The sequence below is a fragment of the Paenibacillus sp. RUD330 genome (assembly GCF_002243345.2).
Classification (GTDB): Bacteria; Bacillota; Bacilli; order Paenibacillales; family Paenibacillaceae; genus Paenibacillus_O.
Window position 1 is genome coordinate 4,897,270 of sequence record NZ_CP022655.2, and the last position, 23,074, is coordinate 4,920,343.

A 23,074-nucleotide genomic window follows, 5' to 3' on the forward strand; every position below is an offset into this window, starting at 1 on the left:
GTCCTTCCGACCGCCGGTCAGCGCAGGATGATGACGGCTGACGCTTCTCCAGCGAAGCCGTCCAGGACGACGGCTCCATCCGCAAGCCGCGCTCCTTCTCCGGCAACCTCTGCGATCTCGCCGGTTCCTCCGTGCAGCGAGAGGCGCAGCGGCTTGCCGGAACCGCTCGCGCGCAGCTCGAGGCGGCTGCCCGAGCGGCTGACCTGCGCCTTCAGCTGCACCGCTCCGGACGTATCGCATACGGCCGCGCTCGCGCTCGCTCCGTCCTCCAGCGCGTACAGCGCCAGCTCTACGGAATCGGCGTAGTCGTAGTCCGGACGGCTGTCGACCGCGCCGAGCGCGAGCAGCGTGTTCGGCCGCACGAGCAGCGGCAGGCTGAGGAAGCCGTGGCGTTCCTTGCGCCAGCGTCCGCCCTCGACGGCTTCGCCGGTGAGCAGCGAGGTCCATCGGCCTTCCGGCACGTAGTAGCTGACGTCGCCGGACTCCGAGAATACCGGCGCGACCAGCAGCGAGCCGCCGAGCATGTACTGGCGGTCCAGCGTTTCCGCCGCCGGATCCTCCGGGAACTCCAGCAGCATGGCGCGCATGCCGGGCACGCCTTGCTCCCGCGCTTCGACGGCAACGCTGTAGAGGTAAGGCATCAACTTCATTTTCAGCTTGGTGAACGTCCGCGTCACTTCGACGGATTCCTCGTCGTAGGCCCAAGGCACCCGGTACGACGTGCTTCCGTGCAGCCTGCTGTGGGTGGACAGCAGGCCGAACTGCAGCCAGCGCTTGAACACATGCGCCGGGGCGGTGTTCTCGAAGCCGCCGATGTCGTGGCTCCAGAAGCCGAAGCCGCTCAGCCCGAGCGACAGGCCGCCCCGCAGGCTCTCTGCCATCGACTCGTAATCCGCGTAGCAGTCTCCGCCCCAGTGGACCGGGAACTGCTGGCCGCCCGCCGTCGCCGAACGGGCGAACACAGCGGCCTCGCCGCGGCCGAGCTTGCGCTCCAGCGCCTCGAATACGACCTTGTTGTAGAGGAAGGTGTAGTAGTTGTGCATGCCCTCGGGATGGGCTCCGTCCTGGTAGGCGACATCCGTCGGGATGCGCTCGCCGAAGTCCGTCTTGAAGCTGTCCACGCCCATGTCCATCAGCTCGTCGAGGTACCCGGCGTACCAGGCGCAGGCATCCGGATTCGTGAAGTCGACCAGCGCCATGCCCGGCTGCCACAGATTGGTCTGCCAGACGTCGCCGTTCGGCTTGCGCACCAGATAGCCCCTGCTCCGCCCTTCCTCGAACAGCCGCGAGCGCTGCCCGATGTACGGGTTGATCCAGACGCAGATCTTGAGCCCCTTCTCCTTGAGGCGCGCCAGCATGCCGGCCGGATCCGGGAATACCCTCTCGTCCCATTTGAAGTCCGTCCAGTGGAATTCCTTCATCCAGAAGCAGTCGAAATGGAAAACCGACAGCGGCAGATCCCGCTCCGCCATGCCGTCCACGAAGGCGTTCACCGTCGCCTCGTCATACTCCGTCGTGAACGAGGTCGACAGCCATAGCCCGAACGTCCAGGCCGGCGGCAGCGCCGGCTTGCCGGTCAGATCCGTGTAGCGGCCGAGCACCTCCTTCGGCGTCGGTCCGTCGATGACGAAGTATTCAAGCGCTTCGCCGGGAATGCTGAACTGCACCTTCTTCACCTTTTCCGAGGCGATCTCCAGCGAGACCGCGCCGGGATCGTTGATGAACACTCCATAGCCTCGGCTCGTCAGGTAAAAAGGAATGTTCTTGTAGGCCTGCTCCGAGCTCGTGCCTCCATCCCTGTTCCAGATGTCGACGGCCTGGCCGTTCTTCACGAAGGCGGTGAAGCGCTCGCCGAGCCCGTAGACGAGCTCGCCGACCGACAGGTCCAGCTCCTCGCGCATGTAGGCTTCTCCGTCCGGACCCGTCACATGGGCGATCGACTTGAAGCCGCTGCCCGTCAAGCGCTCTCCGCTGCGGAAGAACGAAACCGAGCACTGCCCGCCCTTGTCGATCCGCACGCTCAGATTCCCGCTCTTCAGCTCCGCGTAGGCGTCCGTCTCCGTCGTCTCGGCATGTCCGGCAGCGGCGGCATCCCCGCCATGAAGCCCGAAATGCGGCCCGCGGTCGACGGCACCCTCGAAATGACTCAGCTTGACCCCGATCACTCCCGGCAGCGGGGAGTGGAAGCGGATCGTCAGCAGCTGCGTATTGATCATGCTGCCCCGTCCCGTCAGCGGCGTCGTGGAGGCATAAGCCGTCAGCACCCCGTCTTCAGCCCGGCAATCGTGAACCTGCATGGCGCTCTCTACGGAGTAGCCCTCCCGGATCAGCCAGTTTCCGTCCGTGAATTTCACTTCGCACCCATCCTTTATCCCGTGAATTGTAAGCGTTATAATAACAGTATACGGCGGCATTCAAGATGAATCTTGCATATAATCGCGCATTTTATTGCACGATTCTGATGTATTGTTCATGACCTTCAAAGGGGCTGGGAACATGGAAGAGCTCGACCGAAGCTTATTCAAGGAAGAGAACGTCCGGGACGGAGCCGGGAGGCTGTTCGGAAGCTATGAATACCGGTACGGTCCCGGCGAGCATGTCGTCGACGCGCACTGGCACAACGAGATGGAATGGTTTTATGTGGCGGAGGGCGAGGTGCGGTTCCAGGTCGGGGTGGACACGCTCGTGCTCCAGGCCGGCGAGGCCGCGTTCGTGGACGCCGGGGAGCTGCATGCCGGGCATGCCAGCGGCTCCGCAGGATGCAGCTTCTATGCGCTCGTATTCGATCCCGCCCTGCTGTCCGGGGCCGTCTATGATGCCGTAGAAGAGAAGCTGATCCAGCCGCTGCGGGACCGCTCCGCGACGTTCCCCCGCCGCGCTCTGCCCGATGCCGGCCTCGGAAGCGGCCTGCTGGAGGAGCTTGCGGCCATCCGCAAGGCTTGCCGGGAGCAGAAGCCCGGATACGAAGCCGAGGTGAAGGGACGGCTGCTGCTCATGCTGGCCGTCCTGCATGCGGACGGGGAAGCGGCGGACCGGCGGATCCGTCACGAAGCGGCCCGCCCGCCCGAAGGCGACGCGCTCAAGGTCGAGCGGCTGAAGCGGGTTATCGAGTTTATCCGGCTCCACTACGGCCAGCCCATCCGGATCGCCGAGCTTGCCGCGCTCATCCCGCTCAGCGAAGGGCAGTTCATCCGCTTTTTCCGCGGCATGACCGGCCAGACCCCGATCGGGTACATCAAGGCGTACCGGATCAGGCAGGCCGCGCTGCTGCTCCGGGAGACGGACCGCCGGATAGCCGATATCGCGCTGGAGACCGGCTTCGACAACGTCAGCTACTTCATCCGCAGCTTCCAAGCGGCGATGAAAAGCACGCCATCGGACTTCCGGCGGCGGCGCGAACCGGCCCGGTAAGCCGCGCTTGCGATTTCTCCCGACCCACAGTTGTCACATTTGCTGCCGATTGGAGCGAAACCAAGCCTCCCTCCGAGCGTGTTACCTAGAGACGACTCATGTCCAAGAAACCGCCTAGGAGGCTCTCTATGCTTACCAGTGCCGTCGGTCGCTTCCGTCTCATCAGCCTGCTCGAAGGCTCCTCCTTCCTGATCCTGCTCTTCATCGCCATGCCTCTGAAATATTGGGGAGACTGGCATGCGGGCGTGACGATCGTAGGAGGAGCGCACGGAGCCCTGTTCGTCCTCTATATGTTCGCCCTGCTGCATGCCGTCATCGCCGCCCGCTGGAAGCTGATGCGCGTCGCCGGAGCGTTCGCAGCCGCCTTCATCCCTTTCGGCACGTTCGTGCTGGACTCGCGCATCCGGAAAAATCCATAACTGCCCGGCCTGTTCGGACGCAAGGGAAATCGCCGCTTGCCCGCCTTCGGCTGGTCAGCGGCTTTTTTCCGCGCGGCGTGACGGCAAGCGGAACAAGGGCTGTATCCGGAGCATCGCGCTCGGATACAGCCCTTGTTTTTTATGCCTGTTGCAGCCTTTTCACAGCCTTATCCAAGCCGGAACCTCGACAAGCGGACATCTCCGCTCGGCAAGAGGGCAAGCGTTCTTCGCTCCATGCCTTCCGGGCTCGCGGGCAGCGTCACCTTTTCCTCCAGATGTGTCCAGGCCTGCGGCCCTCCGGTGCGGGGCACCGGGCAGCGGCCGACGAGCGGCCCTTCCGGGCCGTCCAGGCGCAGCTCGATCATGCCGGCTCCCGCACCGGCGACGCGAGCCTCGAAGACCGCTTCTCCCTCAGGCAGCAGGCAGTCGCGGAACAGCAGCCAGCCGCTCCCGCCGGCAGGTGCCGCGCTGTCGCCGCCTTCCGTGCACGCATCGATGCGGATCGATCCGCAATCATCGTAATGAACGGCCGGGGTCCACAGGTTCAAGCTCCGCGGCGGGATCTCTTCCCCGGCGATGTCCAGCTCCGCCATGCAGCGGATATCGGCCGAGCTCGCTCCGGCCATCAGCATGCAGCGGCCGCGCTCCAGCGCGAAGCGGCCGCGTGTCACGTCCCACACTTCCAGCTCCCGGCTGTCGAGCGCGAACGGAACCGTCGCCGTCTCTCCCGGCTGCAGCGCCACTCGCTTGAACCCGGCCAGCTTGCGAAGCGGCCGCTTGACGCGGGAGCCCTCTACCCGGACATACAGCTGGACGACCTCGTCCGCTGCCATTTTGCCTGTATTGGCGACCTCAAGCGAGACGAGAGCCGTCTCTCCGGCTGCGACGGCTTCGCGGTCGACGGTCAGTCCGCCGTAGCGGAATTCGGAATAGGACAGTCCGTGCCCGAACGGATACAGCACCTCGCCCGGCCAATATTGATACGTGCGGCCCTGCCGGATCACATCGTAGTCGAACAGCGGCGGCAGCCCTTCCTCGGAGCGGTACCAGGTCATCGGCAGGCGGCCCGCCGGGCTGTAATCCCCGAACAGCGCTCCCGCCACCGCGCTTCCGAGCTCCTGTCCTGCATGGCATACCTGCAGCAGGGAAGGTACGGCCTCCTCCGTCCCTTCCAGCGCGAACGGATAGCTGCTCACGAGCACGACTGCCGTCCGCGGATTGGCGGCCGCAACCGCCCGGATAAGAGCTTGCTGCGATTCCGCCAGCGCCAAGCCCGTACGGTCGGCATCCTCCTTGCCCCCGATGAACGGCTGGTTGCCGACGACGATGACGGCGGCCGATGCAGCCGCCGCTGCCGCTGCAGCCGTCTCCAGACCGCGGCTGACGATCTCGATCGCGAACCGCTCCGGCTTGGACGGCTTTTGCCGCCGCCTCATGCGCTCGGCTCTTGCCGCCTCCTCGGCGGCACCGGGATTGGCGGCGTCGGCAGCGTCGAAATTCTCCGGCCCGTCCTGAGAGACCGGCATCAGCCTGCCTTCGGCAGCCATGCCGACCGGCGTGCCGTTCCAGGTCAGCAGCAGACCGCCTTCTTCTTCCTCCTTCAGGGAGAATACTTCCTTCACGAACCAGCCGCGTGCCTCTGCAGCCGCAGCTTCCAGCCCCTCTTCCCCTTCCGTGACGAGCAGGCCGCTGGAAAGGGCGCGAAGAGTGAGATTGCCGCAGCCCCAATCCGTCCGCTCGAAGGTCTCGGCCGACTCGCTGTTCTCTGCATCCGCCGTCAAAGCCCGTGCTTGACCGACATAACGGCCGCTCGACAGGCTGCGCAGCCGGACGATGTCGCTACCCGTTTGAAAATCTGCTTCGCCCGCAGAGCCAAGCCGTTCGCGGATGCCCGCCAGCGGTGTTACCCGGTATGGCGGAGTGCCGCTGTACCAATCGACGAACGCCTCGTCCGCCAGCGGCCCGATGACCGCGATGGAGCCGTCCGCCGGCAGCGGCAGCAATGGAGTCACGCCCCGGGACCCGCTGCGCGGAAATTCCGGAGCCCCGTCCGGAGCTTCGTTGCGCAGCAGCACGACCGACTCTCTGGCCGCTCTGCGCGCCAGGGCTGCGTGCTCCGGAGCGCACAGCCGCGATTCCGGCACGTCCGCGTATGGATTTTCCGCATCCCATTCGCCTAGCCGAATCCGCACCGAGAACGTATGGACGAGCGCGCGGTCGAGGTCGCCCTCATCCAGCAGCCCTCGATCCAGCGCGTCCCGCACAGCCCGATGCACCGTCTCGGAGTCGTCGGTGATGCTGTCGATGCCGCTGCGGATGGACTGCGCCACCGCCTCGGCATACGAAGCCAGGAAGCCGTGATCGTTCACGGTTCCAAGCACGTCGCCTGCGTCGCTGACGACAAAGCCGTCCATGCCCCACTCGTCCCGAACGATGCCGTTGACGTCCTCGAGCAGATTGCAAGGGATCCCGTTGACGCTGTTGTAAGCCGTCATCATGGAGACCGCCCCGCCCTCGCGGAACGCCGGCTCGAATGCCTTGAGGTAATACTCCCGCTTGTTGCGGGGATCGATGCTTGCGGAGAAGAAGCCGCGCTCCTTCTCGTTGTTGTTGGCGTAGAAATGCTTCAGCGTCGCCGCAGCCCGCAGATAGAACGGATCGTCTCCCTGCATGCCCCGCACCAGCGAAGCCGTCAGCTTGCCCGTCAAATAAGGATCCTCTCCGTAGGCCTCCTCCGTGCGCCCCCAGCGCGGGTCCCGCTCCATGTCGACCGTCGGAGCCCAGATCGTCAAGCCGTTGCGCTCCGGATCGCGGCCGTAATACACCCTCGCCTCCTCGGAGATGGCCTTTCCGATCTCTTTCATGAGCTCGTCGTTCCAGGTGGCGGCAAGCCCAATCGGCTGCGGGAACACGGTCGCTTCCCCGAGCCAGGCGATGCCGTGCGCCCCCTCGGTTCCATGTTTGTATTTGGCGATGCCGAGGCGCGGAATCTCTGCCTGATACTGGCTCATCAGCGAGATCTTCTCCTCCAGCGTCAGCAGGGCTACGAGGCTCTTCGCCCGCTCCTTGAGCGGCAGGCCAGGGTTAAGAAAGGGATACGCGTACGTTCCGGTGCTCATGGTCGGCAGCTCCTTGTCTCGTCTCGATTTCTCTCTGCCCTTCCCGGGCAAAAGAGGACTGAGACTAGCATAAGGTCGTACGGCCGCTTCCGGTACCCCGCAAATTGATGGCGTTTTCATGTTGAATTTAGTGTCGAGGCGATTGAATGCCTGCCTGCATCCTTGCGCCTTTCCAGTTTCAATATTGAATGTCTGCACGGCGGGTTTCATATTGTTTTATCGATATTAAAAAACATTCTAACCATCTCTTTTTCTCCTATCGGACATAGGTTCCGCTATTCCATTGATTTTTGGCCTATTTAAACGTTAGCGGACATACGATCCGCTATTTTGTCGTTAATATTCTTATAGCAATAGGATTTTGTGAAATAAGGGATCGTATGTCCGATACAGCCGCCGTCATGCGATTTTCGCTGATCGTATGTCCGATACAGCCGCCGTCATGCGATTTTCGCTGAAATAGCGGATCGTATGTCCGACTAGCGGTTCAATTCGCAGTTCGATCAGCTATTCAATCGTCATTTCAACCGTCAGTTCAACCGTCAGGTTCAATCTTCAGTTCAATCTTCAGTCCGATCGGCAGTTCGATAGCGCTTCATTAGCGTTCCTATCGGCAGCCCGCTGAAAGGCAAAGTGAAGGAACTCGACATCAATGCGTACAAAATGGGACGGGTTCCAACCAGCTGGCTCCGCCTCTTGCAGCCTTTCATAGCGATCGAGAAGAAACCACATCCACAATACCGTGGTATAACTAAAATCAGATATGTACTTTCATAATTTAAACCTTAAAGGGGACGAGTATGATGGCAAATATCGAGCACTTGCAGACGGTGAACGTTCCGGCTTCAACGGTATATGAAGCTTTGACCACGGCAAAAGGACTTTCAGAAATATGGACAAATGAACTGATCGTCAATGATCAGATCGGTGGGATAAATGAGTTCCTATTCGGCGGAAAAGGCATAACGAAGATGCGGGTTGATGAGCTTGTTCCCGATAAAAAGATTTTGTGGACATGCGTAGATTCAGATCCGGAATGGATAGGTACGGTTATTTCTTTTGACATGGAGGAAAAAAACGGGAGAACTTCAATCCTTTTTCGGCAGATGAATTGGAAGGAAGTGACCTCGTTTTATCGTTTATGCAATTATAACTGGGCTATTTTTTTGTACAGCCTCAAACAGTACTGCGAAGAAGGCGAGGGTCTTCCGTATCAAAAAAGGAAGTTTTAGATCGCATATTGAAAACGCGGACGGGCCGACTGAACACATGATCCCGACAACTTCCATTCATGTGAAAATCCCTGCTCTCCTTGAAAGAGCAGGGATTGCTTGTTCAGAAGCGATCCAAAGCTTAATCGTATCCGAAAGACCCGTCAAATCAGAGAAAGGATCCTTTACTGCCCATTACAGCCCGCATTAGCACTGTTGCCCGCTGTAAGTAATTGATCCATTTGATCCATTATTCATCAAGAAGTCTTTGGCGAACTAAGGCGGCGGCCGAGCTCGAGTGCTTTCAGCGCTTCGCCGGCATACCCGTTCTCCTCCAGCGGTTGGGCGATATACTTGAAATCGTCGGCCGAGACGGCATACCGTTCCAATCCTTCATCAAGAATCTTCTGGTACTCCTCCCATGCCGCATCGATCCCGCCGGACAAGGCGATGCCGGTCAAATGATGGGCCAGATTGCGCTGGACTTCGCCGGTCCCCTCACCTAGCAGCAGGTCCAGAATGCCTTTCATCAGCACCTTGAGACCGACATAATCGTCGTTCATCATGAGGGTGACGCCGAAGCCTGCCTCCGGCAAGAGCACCAGATAACTGCGGAAGCCGGTATCTTGTCCGGTATGGGATACGGCTCTGCGTCCGCGGTACGAGCCCGTGAACCAGCCGAGGGCGATTCCATCCATCCAATCTCCATAGCCTATGTCGGCCCGGGTGGTCCACATCTCCCCTTGGCTGCCTTCCTCAAGCAGCCTCTTTCCCTCTGCCGCCTGCTCCGGCTTCAGATAAGCCAGCATGAGCCGGCAGCTGTCCACCGCGTTCATATACAAGGTCGAGCTCGGTCCATGCGCCCTGTGATAAGGAAAAACAAGGCTTTTCTGAGGTCCGTAGCGTCCTTCGGGAGCTCCGAGAATATGCGGTGCCGCCAGCTGTGCCGACGGCACCTCCGCCAGTAGGAACGTGCTTTCTTCCATCCCCGCAGGCCGCAGCACATGCTCCTGCATGTACGCTTCGAAGGACATTCCGCTGACCTTGGCGATGACGTCTCCCAGCAGCTCGAAACCGATATTGCTGTATGCATGCTCCTCCCCGGGATTCCGGTCCAGGCTGCGTGCGGCGAGGCCGCGGATATACCGCTCCAGACTGCCCTCGTCATCCTCCGGCCGGTCCCACTGGAAGTCGTCCTCGTCGGGCATTCCGGAGGTATGGCTGAGCAGGTCGCGGATCGTCGCCTCGCGCTCCCGGCCGTCGGCAAGCTTGAAGTAAGGGACGTAGTCGCTCGCGGGAGCGTCCAGATTCAATCGGCCTTGCTCCGCCAGCTGCATGACGGCCGTAGCCACCAGGGGCTTGGATACCGATGCCAGGTGAAAAAGAGTGTGCTCGTCCACGGGCTCGCCCGTACCGGCATCGCGGACTCCGTATCCGCGGGTAAAAACTCCATCTGCGGCAACGATGCCCACCGCAAGGCCGGGCAGCGGCTCCTGTGCCGCGAAGCCGGCCAGCAAAGCGTCCAGGCGCTCCATGTCGAAATCATTTCGGCTCATGATGAATCCTCCCGTTCATATTCGGTTTTATTGAGAGTCAGGAACATCGATGAGTCATGCCAATGGATTCACGCCCTTCCGTATTGGCTTCATTTTATACGGATTCCGGCCGCGATGGCGGGTAGAAAACAGGTAGAGAATGGATTGCGGCAATCCGGTTCGCGGCTGACTGGTTTGAGGTTGGCTGGTTCGCGGCTGGGATTTCCGAATGCCTCGGATCGTTATCCAACAGCCGACGCCGCGCGAGCCCCTAGCCCGGCTGCAGGTGCAATTCGCCTTTATTTGTTCTCGCCCTTGATAAAAATGACCCAAATAGGCTATGCTAAAGCCACTTATTTTCAACAGAGGAGGCCGATGTCAAATGACGACTGCATACGCGACTTACACGCTGATTGTCCCGACGCCGGTCCCTGACGGAGCAAGCCGATTCTGATCCGCAGCCCGCTTCTGCCATGACGGCAGAGGCGGGCGTCGATCGTCGGCGCCGCAGGAGACCATTGGTCTCCTGCGGTTTTTTTATGCCCGCGGGATCCAGAGATCGCGGGCCTGCTATAGGCCCGCATGCCATCTTGGCCCGCGGTGCCATGCCTGACAAGGCAAGCCCGCATGTTCGCTGCGGGCTTTTTGCTTTTTCCATCCAACCCACGAAAAGAGGAACCCGCCTTGACCTTGAATACAAACGAGCCTGACGAGATGAACAACCGGAATGAAACCTGGACAGAAACGGACCCTAACCCACGAAAAGAGGAATCTGATTTGAACCTGAAACCAAGTGAATGGAATGAACCAACCGAAACGAATGATCCGGTTGAAGGCCATGGGCTCCGCAGCTACGGCTGGAACGGCTCCTGGCAGGAACGGCTGGAGGCGGCTCGAATGCAGACAGGCATCGCCGGCCTGGAGCCCGCCCGCATCGTCGCCCAGTTCTCCCACCTATACCGGCTGGCCGCCGAATCCGGCGAGCATCTGGCTGAAGTGACCGGGCGCTATTCGTTCGACGCTTCCCGCAAGACCGACTACCCCGCGGTCGGCGACTGGGTGCTGGCCTCCGTGCCGAAGCCCGGCGACAGCTCCCGCGCCAGCATCCATGCCCTGCTCGAGCGGAGCTCCGCGCTGATCCGCAAGGAAGCCGGGCAGGTGCAGGACGGACAGGTCGTCGCAGCCAACATGGACTATCTGTTCCTCACGACGGCGATGAACCACGACTTCAATCTGCGCCGCATCGAGCGGTATCTGGTGGCGGCCTGGGAAAGCGGCTCGACGCCGGTCGTCCTGCTCACCAAGGCCGATCTCGCCGACGATCCCGATGATCTGGTGCGGCAGGTCGAGGACGCCGCTCCCGGCGTGCCGGTCCACGCCGTCAGCGCGCAGGAGAATGAGGGCCTGGAACAGCTCCGGCCGTACATGCGGCCGGGAGCGACAATCGCAGTTGCCGGCTCCTCCGGCGTCGGCAAGTCCACGCTGCTCAACTGGCTCGCCGGAAGCGAGGAGCAGCGCGTGCAGGGCGTCAGAGGCGGAGACGACCGGGGACGGCATACGACGACTCACCGAGAGCTGTTCCGGCTCCCCGGCGGCGCGCTGCTGATGGATACCCCCGGCATGCGCGAGCTGCAGCTGTGGGACAGCGAAGGCTCTCCCGACGGCCATGCAGGCGCCTTCTCCGATATCGAGGAGCTTGCCTCCCGCTGCCGCTACACCGACTGCACCCATAGCAAGCGCGAGCAGGGGTGCGCCGTGAAGTCGGCGCTTGCCGACGGCACGCTGGATGCCGGACGGTATGAAAACTATTTGAAAACTGGACGCGAGCTCGCCCGTGTCGCCCGCAAGGAGCAGTCCGCCGCGCGCAAGACGATCACGCCCGCCGAGAACCGGCTGCGCAACAAGCAGGAGCGCCGCAGCGCCAAGAAAGCGACCAGCGAATGGGATTGACCGGCGCCAAGGGAGGAATGACGCTGTCGTACTTACTTTCGCCAAATGAAGCGCATGACGCCGAGCGCTGGCTCTCGCCAAAAGTACACCATTGACGCTGCTGTCGGCCTCGCGCCCAGCAACGCCTTCTTCGCCGTGAGGCTCTTCGTCCGGCCTGCCTCGATTTGGAGCATAGCGATCCGTAAGAAACGGTCCCCCCGATGTCGTGGTATTCTGATCGTACTTGCCTCATGAAGCTCGGCGCCGATGAAGCCGAAGCAACTGCAGGCAGGAATATGAAAGCACGCGGAGGGAATGTCTTGAAAATCTCCCATATACGCCTGTTCGTGCCCAGTGTCCGGGACAGCTTTTTGTTCTACCGGGACATTCTGGGTCTCCAGGTGCTACACGGCACCGAAGATACCCCTTATGCCGAGTTCCTCACGGGGGACATCCGCCTCGCGCTGGAACCGCCGCTCACCGGCGACGGGCTGGCGGCGATGGACCGCACGCATGAATTTTGCGCGAGCGACCGGATGGCCGTCATCCTCAAGGTGGACGATGTCGACGCGGCATACAGAGAGCTGAGGGACAAGAAGATCGAGTTTGTCAAAGAGCCGCATGACACCCCCGAATGGGGACATCGGGTCGCTTACCTCCGCGATCCGGCCGGCAATTTGATCGAGCTGAACGCAGGGCTCTGAGCACAGCCCTGAGCAAGCTTTAAGCAGGACCTTGAGCGCAGCCACGAGCACGCATCGGGCTGGACCGCTTGCCGGCCAGCTCTCCTTTCCCCGCCTCTGGCGATGAGACCGGCTTTGGGCGGTCAGGCTTCGGACATCGGCGGCAAGCCAAAAAAGCTGTTCCTACGCCGGACTTCGGCTTTTGGAACAGCTTTTTTCGTCATGCATCCTATCATGCACTTTCTCGACACTGTCATGCACTCTTCAAGCTTTATTTCTCCATCTCGCTCCACAGCCTTGGATGGGTTCAACCCGCATACTGACTGTCCCGTCCTTGCAGCAGCAAGCGTCCGTCAGCCGATGATCCGCGCCACCCGCGTCAGGATCTCCTGCGTGGAAGCCTCGTCGTTCACATCGTATTCGTCGATGTTCAGCCGGAGCACCGGACAGGCGCTGAACTCGCCGATCCACTTGGCGTAGCGGGCATGCATATGCTCCCAGTACGATACGTCGGTCTGGATCTCCATCTCCCGGCCCCGCTCCGCGATCCGCGCCAGAATGGACGGAAGGCTGCCTTCGATGTAGATCAGCACATCCGGGTGAGGGAAGTACGGCGTCATCACCATCGCCTCGTAAAGGCTCGTATAAGTCTGATAATCGGTCGGGGACATCGTGCCTTGATCGGCGTGCATCTTGGCGAAGATGCCGGTGTCCTCGTAGATGGAGCGGTCCTGCACGAAGCCGCCGCCCATCTCGAACATCTTCTTCTGCTCCTTGAAGCGCTCGGCCAGGAAGTAGATCTGCAGATGGAAGCTCCATCTCTCGAAGTCATGGTAGAACTTGTCCAGATAAGGGTTGAAATCGACCTGCTCCAGCGACGTGCGGAAGCCGAGGCTTCTCGCCAGGGCGGAGGTCAGCGTCGATTTGCCGACCCCGACGGTGCCGGCAACGGTAATGACAGCGTTCTCGGGAATGCCGAATGGATTCATTTTATAAGTGCTCCTTTAAACGGGCGACGATCTCGTCGAATTGCCCGCGGTCGGCGACAAAGTCGACCGTATTGCCGTCGATCGGTATGATGGCTGTATCCGGCTCGCGCTCGGCCAGGGAAGCCATGGCCGTATCGTAATCGAGGATCAGCTGCTGCAGATAATCGGAGGACATCTCCTCCTCGAACGAACGGCCCCGCTTCGCGATTCTCGCAAGCAGCACGTCCAGGTCTGCCCGGATGTACAGAATGACGTCCGGCTTGGGCAGATCGTCCGTCAGCACATGGTAGATGTGGCGGTACTTGTCCCTCTTGATTCCTTTCAGCGTGCGCTCGCTGAAAATCAGGTTCTTGTAGATATGGTAATCCGCGATGACCGGCAGCCCTTCGTTCAGGCGGGGAATGACGGTGTCCTCCAGCTGCTTGTAGCGGTTGCAGAGGAAGAACATCTCCAGCTGGAAGCTCCAATCGTCCATATCCTGATAGAACTTGTCCAGGAACGGATTCTCCTCCACGATTTCCTTGACCAGCGGAAGCTGCCATTCTTCGGCCAGCATCGTGGCGAGCGTCGTCTTGCCGGCTCCGATCGGGCCTTCGACGGCTATATACGGTGCGCGTTTCATCGTTGCTTATATCCCCCTTGATTACGGTCGATGCACAAGCCCAACAGCTGCTCATGCGGATTGGATGTCCTGCATCTATGCACGGAATCATCGCAAGCGCGTCATGTTCCGACAAAAACAGACTTCCTCATTATATCTGCTGCGGAGGCGGAGGAGAACCCGTCCGGAACGAAAATTATTGCCGCTTGGGCTGGCTTGAGACCAATCGGACAGAGTCAGGCTCCCGCCTTTCCATCCCGGCGCTTGTCTGCCCGTCAACATATAGACGATCTCATCTTGCCCTCTATATCGCAGCGTGATATAGCAAGCTCGATCCCTTATATCATCATACGATATAACACAGAACGATATAGCGAGAGTCAATAAAACGGATTCCGAGAACAGGATGATGGTGATTCATGGGATACGATTCGTATTCGCCGATGTCCGAGACGGCCTTCTACACTCTGCTTTCCCTGCTCGAGGTTCGGCACGGATACGGCATCATGCAGCATGTCGAGGAGCTGACCGGCGGCAGGATCCGCCTGGGAGCCGGAACAATCTACGGCAGCTTGTCGCGCATGGATAAGGACGGCCTGATCGCGGCCGTGGCCGAGGAGGAGCGCCGCAAGCTGTACCGGATAACGGATGCGGGCAAAGCCGTTCTAGGCAAGGAAATCGACCGGATCGGCGAGCTGTACCACAATGCCAAGAAAGCAGGTGACCGGCTGAATGGATGAGATCAGGCAAGTCGTCAAATGGTGGTCGGCCTGGAAGCCGGAGATCATCGAGGACTGGCTGGAGGACCAGCCCAAGAATGATCCGAGTTATCTGGCCATCTTCGAGGATTTCGGCTGGAAATCCGTCTACCGCAGCGGAGGCTGGTTCATCTGGCAAAAAGCGTACTCGGGCGAGCGCCCGCAGATTTATTCCGATACGGACACCCTGATTCAGCGCAATAAAAACCTGGCCGCCTTATTCTCCATCCTGATGCTCGTCCAGCTCCCGCTGATCGGAGGCAACAGCTGGCTGTTCCGGTCCCATCCCTTGCTGCTGCTTGTCTATGTGCCGTTATTCGGAGCGGGCGCATATGCGATCCTGCGCCTGCTTGCCGTAAACAAGAACCTCAAGAAACGCTTCCTCCGGTGAGCTTGGCTCGTCAGGATCCGATGATCTTCTGGTAGCTCGAGATATCGAGCCAGCGGCCGAACTTGCGGCCCACCTGCTTGAAATGCGCGCATTTTTCGTAGCCGATACGCTCGAACAGGGCGATGCTGCGCTCGTTCTCCGTGCAGACGGTCGCCACCAGCGCATGGAAGCCGAGCTCGGCCGCCTTCTCCTCCAGTGAAGCTGCGGCCCGGGTGCCCGTCCCTTTGCCCCGGCGGTCCGGGTCCAAATAAATCGTGATTTCGGCTGTCGTATCGTAAGCCTGCTTGTTTTTGTGCCGGGTCAGCAGAGCGTAGCCGGCATAACACCCCTCTTCTTCGATGACATAGGTCCGGTAGCGCGGATCGCCGCCCATGACATTGGCGCGCATTTCTTCCAGGCTCAGCGCTTCGGTATGGAACGAGATCGTCGTATTAAGGACATAGTGGTTGTAAGTCTGGAGCACTTGCGGCAGATGCCGCTCTTCGACCGGAGCCATGATCATGCGCCGTTCGCCCCCTTCCACCGGAATGTCTCCGATCGGTAATCGATGCCCATGGCATGGAACCATTCGTTCAAGCCGGTCCACAACCGCTCGCAGCGGGCATGGACCTCATGGACATTCCGCAGGTCGCCGTCCATGGCCATGGCCGCCAGCTCCAGGAAACCGTCCGGACGCGAGGGCATCGCCGAAGCCTCCTCGAAGCTGCTGGCCCTCGTCGTGAAATAACGGCGGTTGGCCAGCCCGATCAGCTTGGCCGCCTGCCAGGAGAGGTCGTAAGCCGCTCGGCGCGCATACGCCCCGTCCCCGGCGGAGACGGCGTTGCGGATTTTCCCCATTGTCTCATAGGGCTCCCAAACCATGAACTCCCTCATCACCTCGCGGAAGGCGGAGTCGGGAGCGCTTCCGACAGCGAGCTTGGCTTCCGCAAAGAGACGCCCCGGATCGTGAAGGGCGACCACATCGGCGTAAGAGCCCGCCTTGACCGCCCAGCTCTCGTCCACGGAGGCAGCTCCCTTCAGCCAGGCCGTTCGCTGCATCGCTCCGATCTCCAGCTTGAAAGGAAGAATGATCTCCTCCTGTCCGGGGAGTTCGACGCCGTCCGGCGTCAGAATCCGGATCTCAATATCCGAATAGGGTCCGTCGCTCCCGCGGGCCAGCGAGCCGTAAACGCCGACCGCCAATACGCTTCCGCCGTCCCGCTGCAGGACCTCTTCTTTCACCTGATGGATGAAATTCCATTTATCTTCCCTTGAAGTCGCAGCCGGATAAGGCAGCATCGCTTCAACCTCCCTGAACGGACAGACCCGGTATCGTTTCTTGCGTTCGTTTCTTGCGTTTGTTTCTTGCATTCGTTTCTTGCTAATTCGACAAACGATTCGCTCGCCCCTTCTCCCTTCCCGATAGTGCAGGACTGGAACCTCCCCACACCCTATAGTTATTGCAGTACATTCTATAGTTTGATGGGTGCCGCACGGAGGCCGGCCTCGGTATCCTAAAATTAGTAAGCGTTTTCATTCAATTTTGAAAGCCAAGGAGGATTCCAGTGAGAAGATCTCTGTCAGCCATCTTGTCCATGCTGCTCGCTTTCGGCGCCTTGACATCCGCAGGCGCTGCGGGCAGCCGCGCCTACGCCAATGCGCCGGCCGGCTTGTTCCAGGATTTCGAGCAAGGAACCGCAGGAGGGTGGACGACGTTCAACTGCGGAGCAGCCGCCCAGGTCTCCATCAGCGATGCCGTCTACAGCTCCGGCACCCGCTCTCTGCGCCTGACCGGGCGGGATACGGCAGGCTGCAGCCCCTCCATCAGCGCCGCCGGCCTGATGGAAGCAGGACAGCCGTATACGATCTCCGCCAAGGTCAAGCTCGGCAGCGGCGCGGGAAGCATGAAATTCACCATGAAGGAAAGCGGCAGCACGGACAGCTATGTGCAGGTGCTGGATCCGGTGCCGGCATCGGATGCCGGCTGGACCACGCTGCAGGGCGACTATTCGCCGCCTGCCGGCGCATCCGGGCTTACGCTGTACGTAGAGGGAGCTCCTGCCGGCAGCGACGTCTACCTCGACGACTTCATGGTGTTCAAGCAATCGACGCTGCAGCGGTACGGCTTTGAGGACGGATCGGCCCAGGGCTGGACGGCCAGCGGCAGCGGCACGGCCTCGAGCGTCGCGGAAGCCGCCCACGGAGGCAGCTATTCCCTGCTGTCGGACGGCCGGACCGCGACATGGAACGGACCGAGCGCCGACATGTCCTACCTGGAGACCGGGGCGACCTACCGCATCAGCGTCTGGGTCAAGCAGAAGGCGGGAAGCTCCAGCCTGAAGATGTCCATGAAGCATACCCCTGCCGGAGGCAGCGCCGGGTATGAAGGGATCGGGGCTGCGGCGATCGTCGGCGATGCGGACTGGGTCCAGCTGACGGGCGTCTACAAACCTGCCGATCCCGCCCTCATGTTCTATATCGAGAGCGATTCGGCGAACGCCTCTTATTATGTGGACGACGTCTCCGTCGACATGCTGCTTCCCGCTCCTTCCGCAGGCGGCGGCAATCCTCCTTACGGGGAGCCGCCTGCCCTCTCGGCCGGCTTCGAGGACGGAACAACCCAGGGCTGGCAAGGACGATTGGGCACCGAAACGCTGTCGGTCGTATCCACGGAGAAGCATGGCGGAAGCTCCAGCCTGCTGACGGCCGGACGCACGGCTACCTACAGCGGCCCCGCCATCGACGTGACCGGACATATGAAGACCGGTTCCAAGTACAATGTGTCGGTATGGATGAAGCTGGCTTCCGGCGAGCCTGCCGCCCAGGCTAGAGTCAGCCTCGCGGTGAAGTCCGGAAGCACGACGAACTACCGTACTCTCGTGGGCAATACAGAAGTGACGGACGGCCCGTGGGTGCGGCTGACAGGCGAATATACGCTGAGCGAGCCGTTCGATTTCCTCGTTCTGTATGTGGAGACGAACGCGGGCATGTCCTCCTTCTACATCGACGATTTCTCGCTGTCCTCGACGTCTGCCCCGCCGCAGCTGCCGATCCAGACCGACATTCCGTCGCTGCATGAAGTTCTGGCCGATTACTTCCCGATCGGAGCCGCCATCGAGCCTTCGCAGACGACCGGCCTCCATGCGGACATGCTGAAGAAGCATTTCAACAGCATCGTCGCGGAAAACGCGATGAAATGGGATTCGGTCGAACCGACGGAAGGCGGCTTCACGTTCGAGCAGGCGGACAAGATCGTGGACTTTGCGCGATCGAACGGCATGCTTGTCCGCGGCCATACGCTGCTCTGGCACCAGCAGGTTCCGGATTGGGTGTTCAAGGACGCCTCAGGGGGCGACATGGCGCCGACTCCGGAGAACAAGGCTCTCCTGCTCCAAAGGCTGGAAAACCACATCAAAAATGTCGTGGAGCATTTCGGCGATAAGATCTATGTCTACGACGTCGTCAACGAGGTCATCGACGAGTCGCAGCCGGACGGCTTCCGCCGCAGCAAGTGGTTCCTGATTCTCGGCAAGGACTACATCGACAAGGCGTTCGAGTACGCCCGCAAGTACGCTCCGGCCGGCACCAAGCTGTACATCAACGATTACAGCACGACGGAGGCGACCAAGCGCAAGTATCTGTACAATCTGGTCGCCGATCTGAAGCAGCGCGGCATCCCGGTCGACGGCGTCGGCCATCAGATGCATATCAACGTCACAGGCCCGTCCGGCGCGATCATCGAGCAGACGATGAAAATGTTCGCCGGCCTCGGAGTCGACAATCAGGTGACGGAGCTGGACATGAGCATCTACGCGAACAGCTCCGACAAGTACACGACTCCGCCGCAAAGCGCCCTCGACAAGCAAGGGCATCAGTACAAGGAGATTTTCGAGGCCTTCAGGAAGGAGAAGACAGAAGGCCGCCTGACCAACGTCACGCTCTGGGGCATCGGCGACGACCATACGTGGCTGAGCAAGCCCGAGCGCGCCGACTTCCCGCTGCTGTTCGATGCGCAGCTGCAGGCGAAGCCCGCCTACTGGGGCATCGTGGATCCTTCCAGGCTCCCGGCTCTGATCCAGACCAAGGAAGTGTCCAAGGGCGTCCCTGTCATAGACGGCAGCGCCGAAACGCTGTGGCGTGCGGTCTCTCCGACTCCGGTCGAAGCCGGGGATGCTTCGTGGGGAGCCTCCTTCCGCACTCTATGGGATGACAGCCATCTGTATCTGTATGGAGAAGTCCGGGACGCATCGGTGAATCCGGCGGATAAGCTCGAGCTGTACATCGACGGCAACAACGGCAAGACGCCGGCTTATCAGCCGGACGACAAGCACTACACGCTGACCCGCGGCCAGTCCGCGGCGGCAGGCGTCGATTACCGGGTCGTCGAGAAGAAGGACGGCAGCGGGTATGCCGTGGAAGCGGCCATACCACTGGAGGCGGCGGCTGCGGGGAAAAAGCTCGGATTCGATATCCGGTTCACGGATTCCGATTCCGGCCAGGCTTTGTCCTGGAACGACGCCTCGCACAGCCAGGACTCCGATACGTCCAAATACGGCATCATTACGCTGGCCGGGGAACTCAAGGTAGCCGGCTCCGTTCGGGGCACTCCTGTCGTCGACGGAGACGAGGATGTCGCCTGGGCCGATGCCGAGGAGCTGGAGACCGGCGTCTGGGTGCAAGGAACCTCCGGAGCGACCGCCCGCTTCCGCACGATGTGGGATGACGGCCACCTGTACGTCTATGCCCATGTGAAGGACCCGCTGCTGAGCAAGAAGAGCGCGGATGCGTACCAGCAGGATTCGGTCGAGATCTTCGTCGATCCGAACAACGGCAAGACGCCGATCTATGAAGCCGACGACGGCCAGTACAGGGTGAATTTCGACAACGAGCGCAGCTATAACGGCGCGGCTTCGCCGGACAACTTCAAAACGGCGACCCGCATCGTCGACGACGGCTACATCGTGGAAGCGGCGATCTCGCTCGATTCGATTCAGGCGAAGGCCGGAGACCTCATCGGCTTCGATCTTCAGGTGAACGACGACCAGACGGGTCTCGGCACCCGCGCAAGCGTCGTGAACTGGAGCGACCCGAGCGGCCTGTCCTACCAGAACACATCGAAGTTCGGCGTGCTTGTGCTCGGCGCTTCGGATGAAGGCGGCGAACCAAGCCCGTCGCCGCAGCCGAGTCCGTCCGCTTCGCCGGATCCTTCGGCGGGCCCGAGCGCTTCGCCGGAGCCAACGGCGGCTCCAAGCCCGTCTCCGTCGCCGGACAGGACTCCGGATCCGGCATGGATTCCGACGGTGCTGCCTTCGCCGACTCCGGCTCCAGCCGTGACCGGCAGCGTCATCACGTTCAAGACGGTGCCGGATGCAAGCGGGACGGCCGTCCTGTCGGTGTCGGTAGCCGATCTGGCCAAAGCCGCCGACTCGGCTGAAGGAGCTGTCGTGACGGTCAAAGCCGAGTCCGGCTCCGGCCTCAAGAAAATCGTCATCCAGCTGCCTGTCGGACCGCTGCAGGATGCGGCAGGGCGCGTGCGCTCTCTCGTGCTGGATGCCGGCCTTGCTTCCGTTGCACTGGATGCCTCGATGATGCCGGCATCCGCATCCGGAACGCTGGAGCTTGCCGTCGCCTTGACGGACTCCGGCTCGCTGACCGAAGGCGCCCGTGCCCTGCTCGCCGGACAGCCGCTGGTCAGCATCGGCCTCAGCCTGAACGGCGCCGCCGTCACAGATACGAAGGGCCTTGCAGCCATCACCATCCCGTATGCGTTGAAGGCAGGAAGCAAGCCTTCCCAAGCCGTCGCTTTCCAGGCGGCGGACAACGGTTCGCTGGCACCGGCAGCAAGCTCCAGGTATTCGGCGGCCGCAGGCGGAGTAACCTTCAAGCCGCAGCGCTTCGGCATCTACGCGGCCGTTCTTCACGCCTCCGCCTTCGGCGATCTCGTCCGCGTGCCATGGGCCCAGGATGCCGTCGCCGCGCTGGAAGCCAGAGGCATCGTCAGCGGCATGAAGCCGGGAACGTTCGCCCCCGGCGCCGACGTGACGAGAGCGGAATTCATCCAGATGCTGATGAATGCGCTCAGCATGAACGGCCGCGCCGACGGCTCCAGCAGCTTCGCCGACGCCGAGGCCGGCGCCTGGTACGCCGGAGCGCTCGCTTCGGCGCAGCAGCTGGGCATCGTCTCCGGAAGGCCGGACGGTACCTTCGGCGTGAACGAGGCGATCAGCCGCCAGGAGATGGCCGCGATGCTTTACCGTGCCGCCGGCAAGGCAGGCATCGAGCTGAAGGGCGCTGCCGCCGCCGGAGCGTTCCTCGACAGCTCCTCGATCGCCGGTTATGCGGCCGAAGCGGTCGCCGCCCTCCGGCAAGCCGGCATCGTGCAAGGCATGGAGGACGGACGCTTCGCTCCTTCAAGCTCCGCCACGCGCGCTCAGGCAGCCGTCATGATCTTCGGCTTGTATGGATTCATGGCGTGAAGGATTAACCCTCCGAAAAACTCTGTTCATTAAAGACAAGAATCCCCTTCGCAGCCCGCGAAGGGGATTTTTGGGTCTGGGTCGCCGCATGAATCGTTGAGGATAGATCAGGTCGCAGAAGCCATCGCACGCCCGATGGCCCGGCACAGCTCCTTCTCCTCTTCCGAAGGATTGAATTCGACCTTGAGGCCGGGAGAGGATATCTGCGCGCCGCGTTCCTTCAGCTTCTCCTCGATCAGGTCCACCGCTCCGCAATAGATCGGATAGGAGGTGTCTCCTGAGCCGAACACCGCCGCGAGCTTGCCCTGCAGCTCCACGCCATCAAGCTCGTCATAGAAATCCAGGAATTCATCGGGCAGCTCGCCGTCTCCCCATGTATACGCTCCGATCAGGATCGCGTCGTATTCCTCCAGCTCGGACGCCTTCGCATCCATGATATCCCGGATGACCGGCTCGATTCCCGCTTCGCGAACGCCGGCGGCGATCTCCTCCGCCATCTCTTCCGTATTGCCCGTCATGCTGCAGCATATCACGATCACCTTGCTCATGCTTTCCCTCCCGGCAGCTCTTCCAATTGTTGGATGCCGTCATACAGCGTAGCCAAGTACACTCTGCCATCCCTGATGTCCACATCGGCGACCGGTCCCCCGGAGCGGACCGATACCATCGTGAGGCAGCCCCCGAGCCAGCTGATCCGATACAAGCCCCGGTCGGTGCAGGCCAGCAGCTGCCCTCCCTTCACGACGACGGAGAAGAGGAACAGGCCCTTGTAGCGGTAACGGTCGAAACCGCCCTTGCGATTGCCGACGACCAGCTCCCCGTGCTCGCTTGCTCCCACCAGCTGGCCGTAATAGACGGCCAGGCTGGTCACGCCGGTGCCGAGATCGAATTCCATCCATTCCGCGCTCATCCGGTCGTACAGCGCGATTCCGCTCTCGCAGCCGAGGATGAGATATTGGGGGACATTGAGCAGATCGTACACCTTGCGGTCGTTTTTGGCGGCCGCTCCCCAGGAAGCGCCATGCGAGCACCACAGCCCTTGGGAGGTGCAGGCATACAGGCAGCCCGCGGACGCCCGGAACTGGTAGCAGGGCAGCTCCAGCTCCTCCTGATCCCATTCGGCTCCGTCATAGGTCATCAGCCCGCGGCTTGTGCAGGCATACAGCGTCTCCCCCGCCATGACCAAGCGGTTCACGACGGCATGCGGCTCCTCCGGCGCGCTGATCAGTTCCCATTCCGATTGCCCGTGCTTTCCATAGATGGCTCCGCCCATCGCCGCGGCGTACAGGCATCGGCTTCCTGCGAGCACCGACGAGCAGGACAGCGGCCCGCTCTGAGTTCCGGTCTGATTTTCCATCGTTTCCTCCTTCAAGCCTTTTCTTCCCGCCCGATGATGCGCCTCTCGATGCATGCAGCTCTGCCCCTGCCTTCCGTTCTCAAGCCTGTGGAAATATGTATCTGATCTGCGTCAGCAGATAACCAAAGCGCCTCAATATTTGATAATGATTCTCAATATCATTAATTGTATGATAACCATTCTCAATTATGATGTCAATTTGAAAATGAACTCCTT

17 protein-coding genes are annotated in these 23,074 nt (G+C 61.1%); 8 read left to right on the top strand and 9 right to left on the bottom strand.

What is annotated here, in order from left to right; all coding sequences use genetic code 11:
- Nucleotides 1-17 precede the first annotated feature (17 nt).
- Nucleotides 18-2,354, bottom strand: coding sequence for an alpha-xylosidase (gene yicI / locus CIC07_RS22305; protein WP_076357899.1), 2,337 nt, complete (start codon nt 2,352-2,354; stop codon nt 18-20).
- A gap of 142 nt (nt 2,355-2,496) precedes the next feature.
- Here yicI and CIC07_RS22310 point away from each other — a divergent pair, with 142 nt between their 5' ends.
- Both CIC07_RS22310 and CIC07_RS22315 read left to right on the top strand, forming a co-directional pair.
- Nucleotides 2,497-3,411 carry an AraC family transcriptional regulator gene (locus tag CIC07_RS22310; protein ID WP_076357898.1) on the top strand — a complete coding sequence of 305 codons (915 nt, stop codon included), beginning with the start codon at nt 2,497-2,499 and terminating at the stop codon, nt 3,409-3,411.
- Between the two features lie 128 nt (nt 3,412-3,539).
- On the top strand, nt 3,540-3,830 hold the full coding sequence (locus CIC07_RS22315) for a DUF3817 domain-containing protein (RefSeq protein ID WP_076357897.1): 291 nt from the start codon (nt 3,540-3,542) through the stop codon (nt 3,828-3,830).
- Between the two features lie 167 nt (nt 3,831-3,997).
- On the opposite strand, the gene CIC07_RS22320 is transcribed toward CIC07_RS22315, so the two are convergent.
- Entirely contained in the window at nt 3,998-6,949 is a 2,952-nt protein-coding gene (locus CIC07_RS22320; protein WP_076357896.1) for a glycoside hydrolase family 3 C-terminal domain-containing protein, read from the bottom strand.
- An 800-nt stretch (nt 6,950-7,749) separates the two neighbouring features.
- Between CIC07_RS22320 and CIC07_RS22325 the strand changes: the two genes are divergently transcribed.
- A complete protein-coding gene (locus CIC07_RS22325; RefSeq protein ID WP_240923492.1) occupies nt 7,750-8,181 on the top strand; it encodes an SRPBCC family protein in 432 nt (143 codons plus the stop codon).
- A gap of 236 nt (nt 8,182-8,417) precedes the next feature.
- Here the strand turns inward: CIC07_RS22325 and CIC07_RS22330 are convergent, their stop codons facing one another.
- Complete coding sequence (locus CIC07_RS22330; RefSeq protein ID WP_076357894.1) at nt 8,418-9,716, bottom strand: serine hydrolase domain-containing protein; 1,299 nt, start codon at nt 9,714-9,716, stop codon at nt 8,418-8,420.
- A gap of 876 nt (nt 9,717-10,592) precedes the next feature.
- On the opposite strand from CIC07_RS22330, the gene rsgA reads away from it, so the two are divergent.
- Nucleotides 10,593-11,645 carry a ribosome small subunit-dependent GTPase A gene (gene rsgA / locus CIC07_RS22335; protein WP_442953348.1) on the top strand — a complete coding sequence of 351 codons (1,053 nt, stop codon included), beginning with the start codon at nt 10,593-10,595 and terminating at the stop codon, nt 11,643-11,645.
- A gap of 299 nt (nt 11,646-11,944) precedes the next feature.
- Nucleotides 11,945-12,328, top strand: a complete 384-nt coding sequence (locus tag CIC07_RS22340) for a VOC family protein (RefSeq protein WP_157741968.1) — start codon at nt 11,945-11,947, stop codon at nt 12,326-12,328.
- 332 nt (nt 12,329-12,660) lie between these two features.
- Here the strand turns inward: CIC07_RS22340 and CIC07_RS22345 are convergent, their stop codons facing one another.
- A complete protein-coding gene (locus CIC07_RS22345; RefSeq protein ID WP_076357892.1) occupies nt 12,661-13,296 on the bottom strand; it encodes a deoxynucleoside kinase in 636 nt (211 codons plus the stop codon).
- 1 nt (nt 13,297) lies between these two features.
- Nucleotides 13,298-13,918 (bottom strand): deoxynucleoside kinase, encoded by a 621-nt coding sequence (locus CIC07_RS22350; RefSeq protein ID WP_076357891.1) that lies wholly within the window; start codon nt 13,916-13,918, stop codon nt 13,298-13,300.
- Nucleotides 13,919-14,316: 398 nt separating this feature from the next.
- Between CIC07_RS22350 and CIC07_RS22355 the strand changes: the two genes are divergently transcribed.
- A complete protein-coding gene (locus CIC07_RS22355) occupies nt 14,317-14,637 on the top strand; it encodes a PadR family transcriptional regulator (protein WP_076357890.1) in 321 nt (106 codons plus the stop codon).
- Entirely contained in the window at nt 14,630-15,046 is a 417-nt protein-coding gene (locus CIC07_RS22360; RefSeq protein ID WP_076357889.1) for a DUF2812 domain-containing protein, read from the top strand. The genes CIC07_RS22355 and CIC07_RS22360 overlap by 8 nt, the downstream gene beginning before the upstream one ends.
- Nucleotides 15,047-15,056: 10 nt before the next feature.
- Here CIC07_RS22360 and CIC07_RS22365 read toward each other — a convergent pair whose 3' ends face one another.
- Nucleotides 15,057-15,548, bottom strand: coding sequence for a GNAT family N-acetyltransferase (locus CIC07_RS22365; protein WP_076357888.1), 492 nt, complete (start codon nt 15,546-15,548; stop codon nt 15,057-15,059).
- Nucleotides 15,545-16,324: a kanamycin nucleotidyltransferase C-terminal domain-containing protein gene (locus CIC07_RS22370; RefSeq protein ID WP_076357887.1), complete on the bottom strand. Its 780-nt coding sequence runs from the start codon at nt 16,322-16,324 to the stop codon at nt 15,545-15,547. The genes CIC07_RS22365 and CIC07_RS22370 overlap by 4 nt, the downstream gene beginning before the upstream one ends.
- A gap of 266 nt (nt 16,325-16,590) precedes the next feature.
- Between CIC07_RS22370 and CIC07_RS22375 the strand changes: the two genes are divergently transcribed.
- A complete protein-coding gene (locus CIC07_RS22375; RefSeq protein WP_139334436.1) occupies nt 16,591-21,501 on the top strand; it encodes an endo-1,4-beta-xylanase in 4,911 nt (1,636 codons plus the stop codon).
- A gap of 107 nt (nt 21,502-21,608) precedes the next feature.
- On the opposite strand, the gene CIC07_RS22380 is transcribed toward CIC07_RS22375, so the two are convergent.
- Both CIC07_RS22380 and CIC07_RS22385 read right to left on the bottom strand, forming a co-directional pair.
- A complete protein-coding gene (locus tag CIC07_RS22380) occupies nt 21,609-22,049 on the bottom strand; it encodes a flavodoxin (protein ID WP_076357885.1) in 441 nt (146 codons plus the stop codon).
- Nucleotides 22,046-22,858 carry a hypothetical protein gene (locus CIC07_RS22385; protein WP_139334435.1) on the bottom strand — a complete coding sequence of 271 codons (813 nt, stop codon included), beginning with the start codon at nt 22,856-22,858 and terminating at the stop codon, nt 22,046-22,048. Before CIC07_RS22385 ends, CIC07_RS22380 begins: the two co-directional genes overlap by 4 nt.
- Nucleotides 22,859-23,074 lie beyond the last annotated feature (216 nt).

What these genes read in the sequence shown, in the direction of transcription:
- CIC07_RS22310 (WP_076357898.1), top strand. Translation starts at nt 2,497, where the DNA reads ATGGAAGAGCTCGACCGAAGCTTATTCAAGGAAGAGAACGTCCGGGAC.
- CIC07_RS22315 (WP_076357897.1), top strand. Translation starts at nt 3,540, where the DNA reads ATGCTTACCAGTGCCGTCGGTCGCTTCCGTCTCATCAGCCTGCTCGAA.
- CIC07_RS22320 (WP_076357896.1), bottom strand. Translation starts at nt 6,949, where the DNA reads ATGAGCACCGGAACGTACGCGTATCCCTTTCTTAACCCTGGCCTGCCG.
- CIC07_RS22325 (WP_240923492.1), top strand. Translation starts at nt 7,750, where the DNA reads ATGATGGCAAATATCGAGCACTTGCAGACGGTGAACGTTCCGGCTTCA.
- CIC07_RS22330 (WP_076357894.1), bottom strand. Translation starts at nt 9,716, where the DNA reads ATGAGCCGAAATGATTTCGACATGGAGCGCCTGGACGCTTTGCTGGCC.
- rsgA (WP_442953348.1), top strand. Translation starts at nt 10,593, where the DNA reads ATGCAGACAGGCATCGCCGGCCTGGAGCCCGCCCGCATCGTCGCCCAG.
- CIC07_RS22345 (WP_076357892.1), bottom strand. Translation starts at nt 13,296, where the DNA reads ATGAATCCATTCGGCATTCCCGAGAACGCTGTCATTACCGTTGCCGGC.
- CIC07_RS22350 (WP_076357891.1), bottom strand. Translation starts at nt 13,918, where the DNA reads ATGAAACGCGCACCGTATATAGCCGTCGAAGGCCCGATCGGAGCCGGC.
- CIC07_RS22355 (WP_076357890.1), top strand. Translation starts at nt 14,317, where the DNA reads ATGGGATACGATTCGTATTCGCCGATGTCCGAGACGGCCTTCTACACT.
- CIC07_RS22360 (WP_076357889.1), top strand. Translation starts at nt 14,630, where the DNA reads ATGGATGAGATCAGGCAAGTCGTCAAATGGTGGTCGGCCTGGAAGCCG.
- CIC07_RS22365 (WP_076357888.1), bottom strand. Translation starts at nt 15,548, where the DNA reads ATGATCATGGCTCCGGTCGAAGAGCGGCATCTGCCGCAAGTGCTCCAG.
- CIC07_RS22370 (WP_076357887.1), bottom strand. Translation starts at nt 16,324, where the DNA reads ATGCTGCCTTATCCGGCTGCGACTTCAAGGGAAGATAAATGGAATTTC.
- CIC07_RS22380 (WP_076357885.1), bottom strand. Translation starts at nt 22,049, where the DNA reads ATGAGCAAGGTGATCGTGATATGCTGCAGCATGACGGGCAATACGGAA.
- CIC07_RS22385 (WP_139334435.1), bottom strand. Translation starts at nt 22,858, where the DNA reads ATGGAAAATCAGACCGGAACTCAGAGCGGGCCGCTGTCCTGCTCGTCG.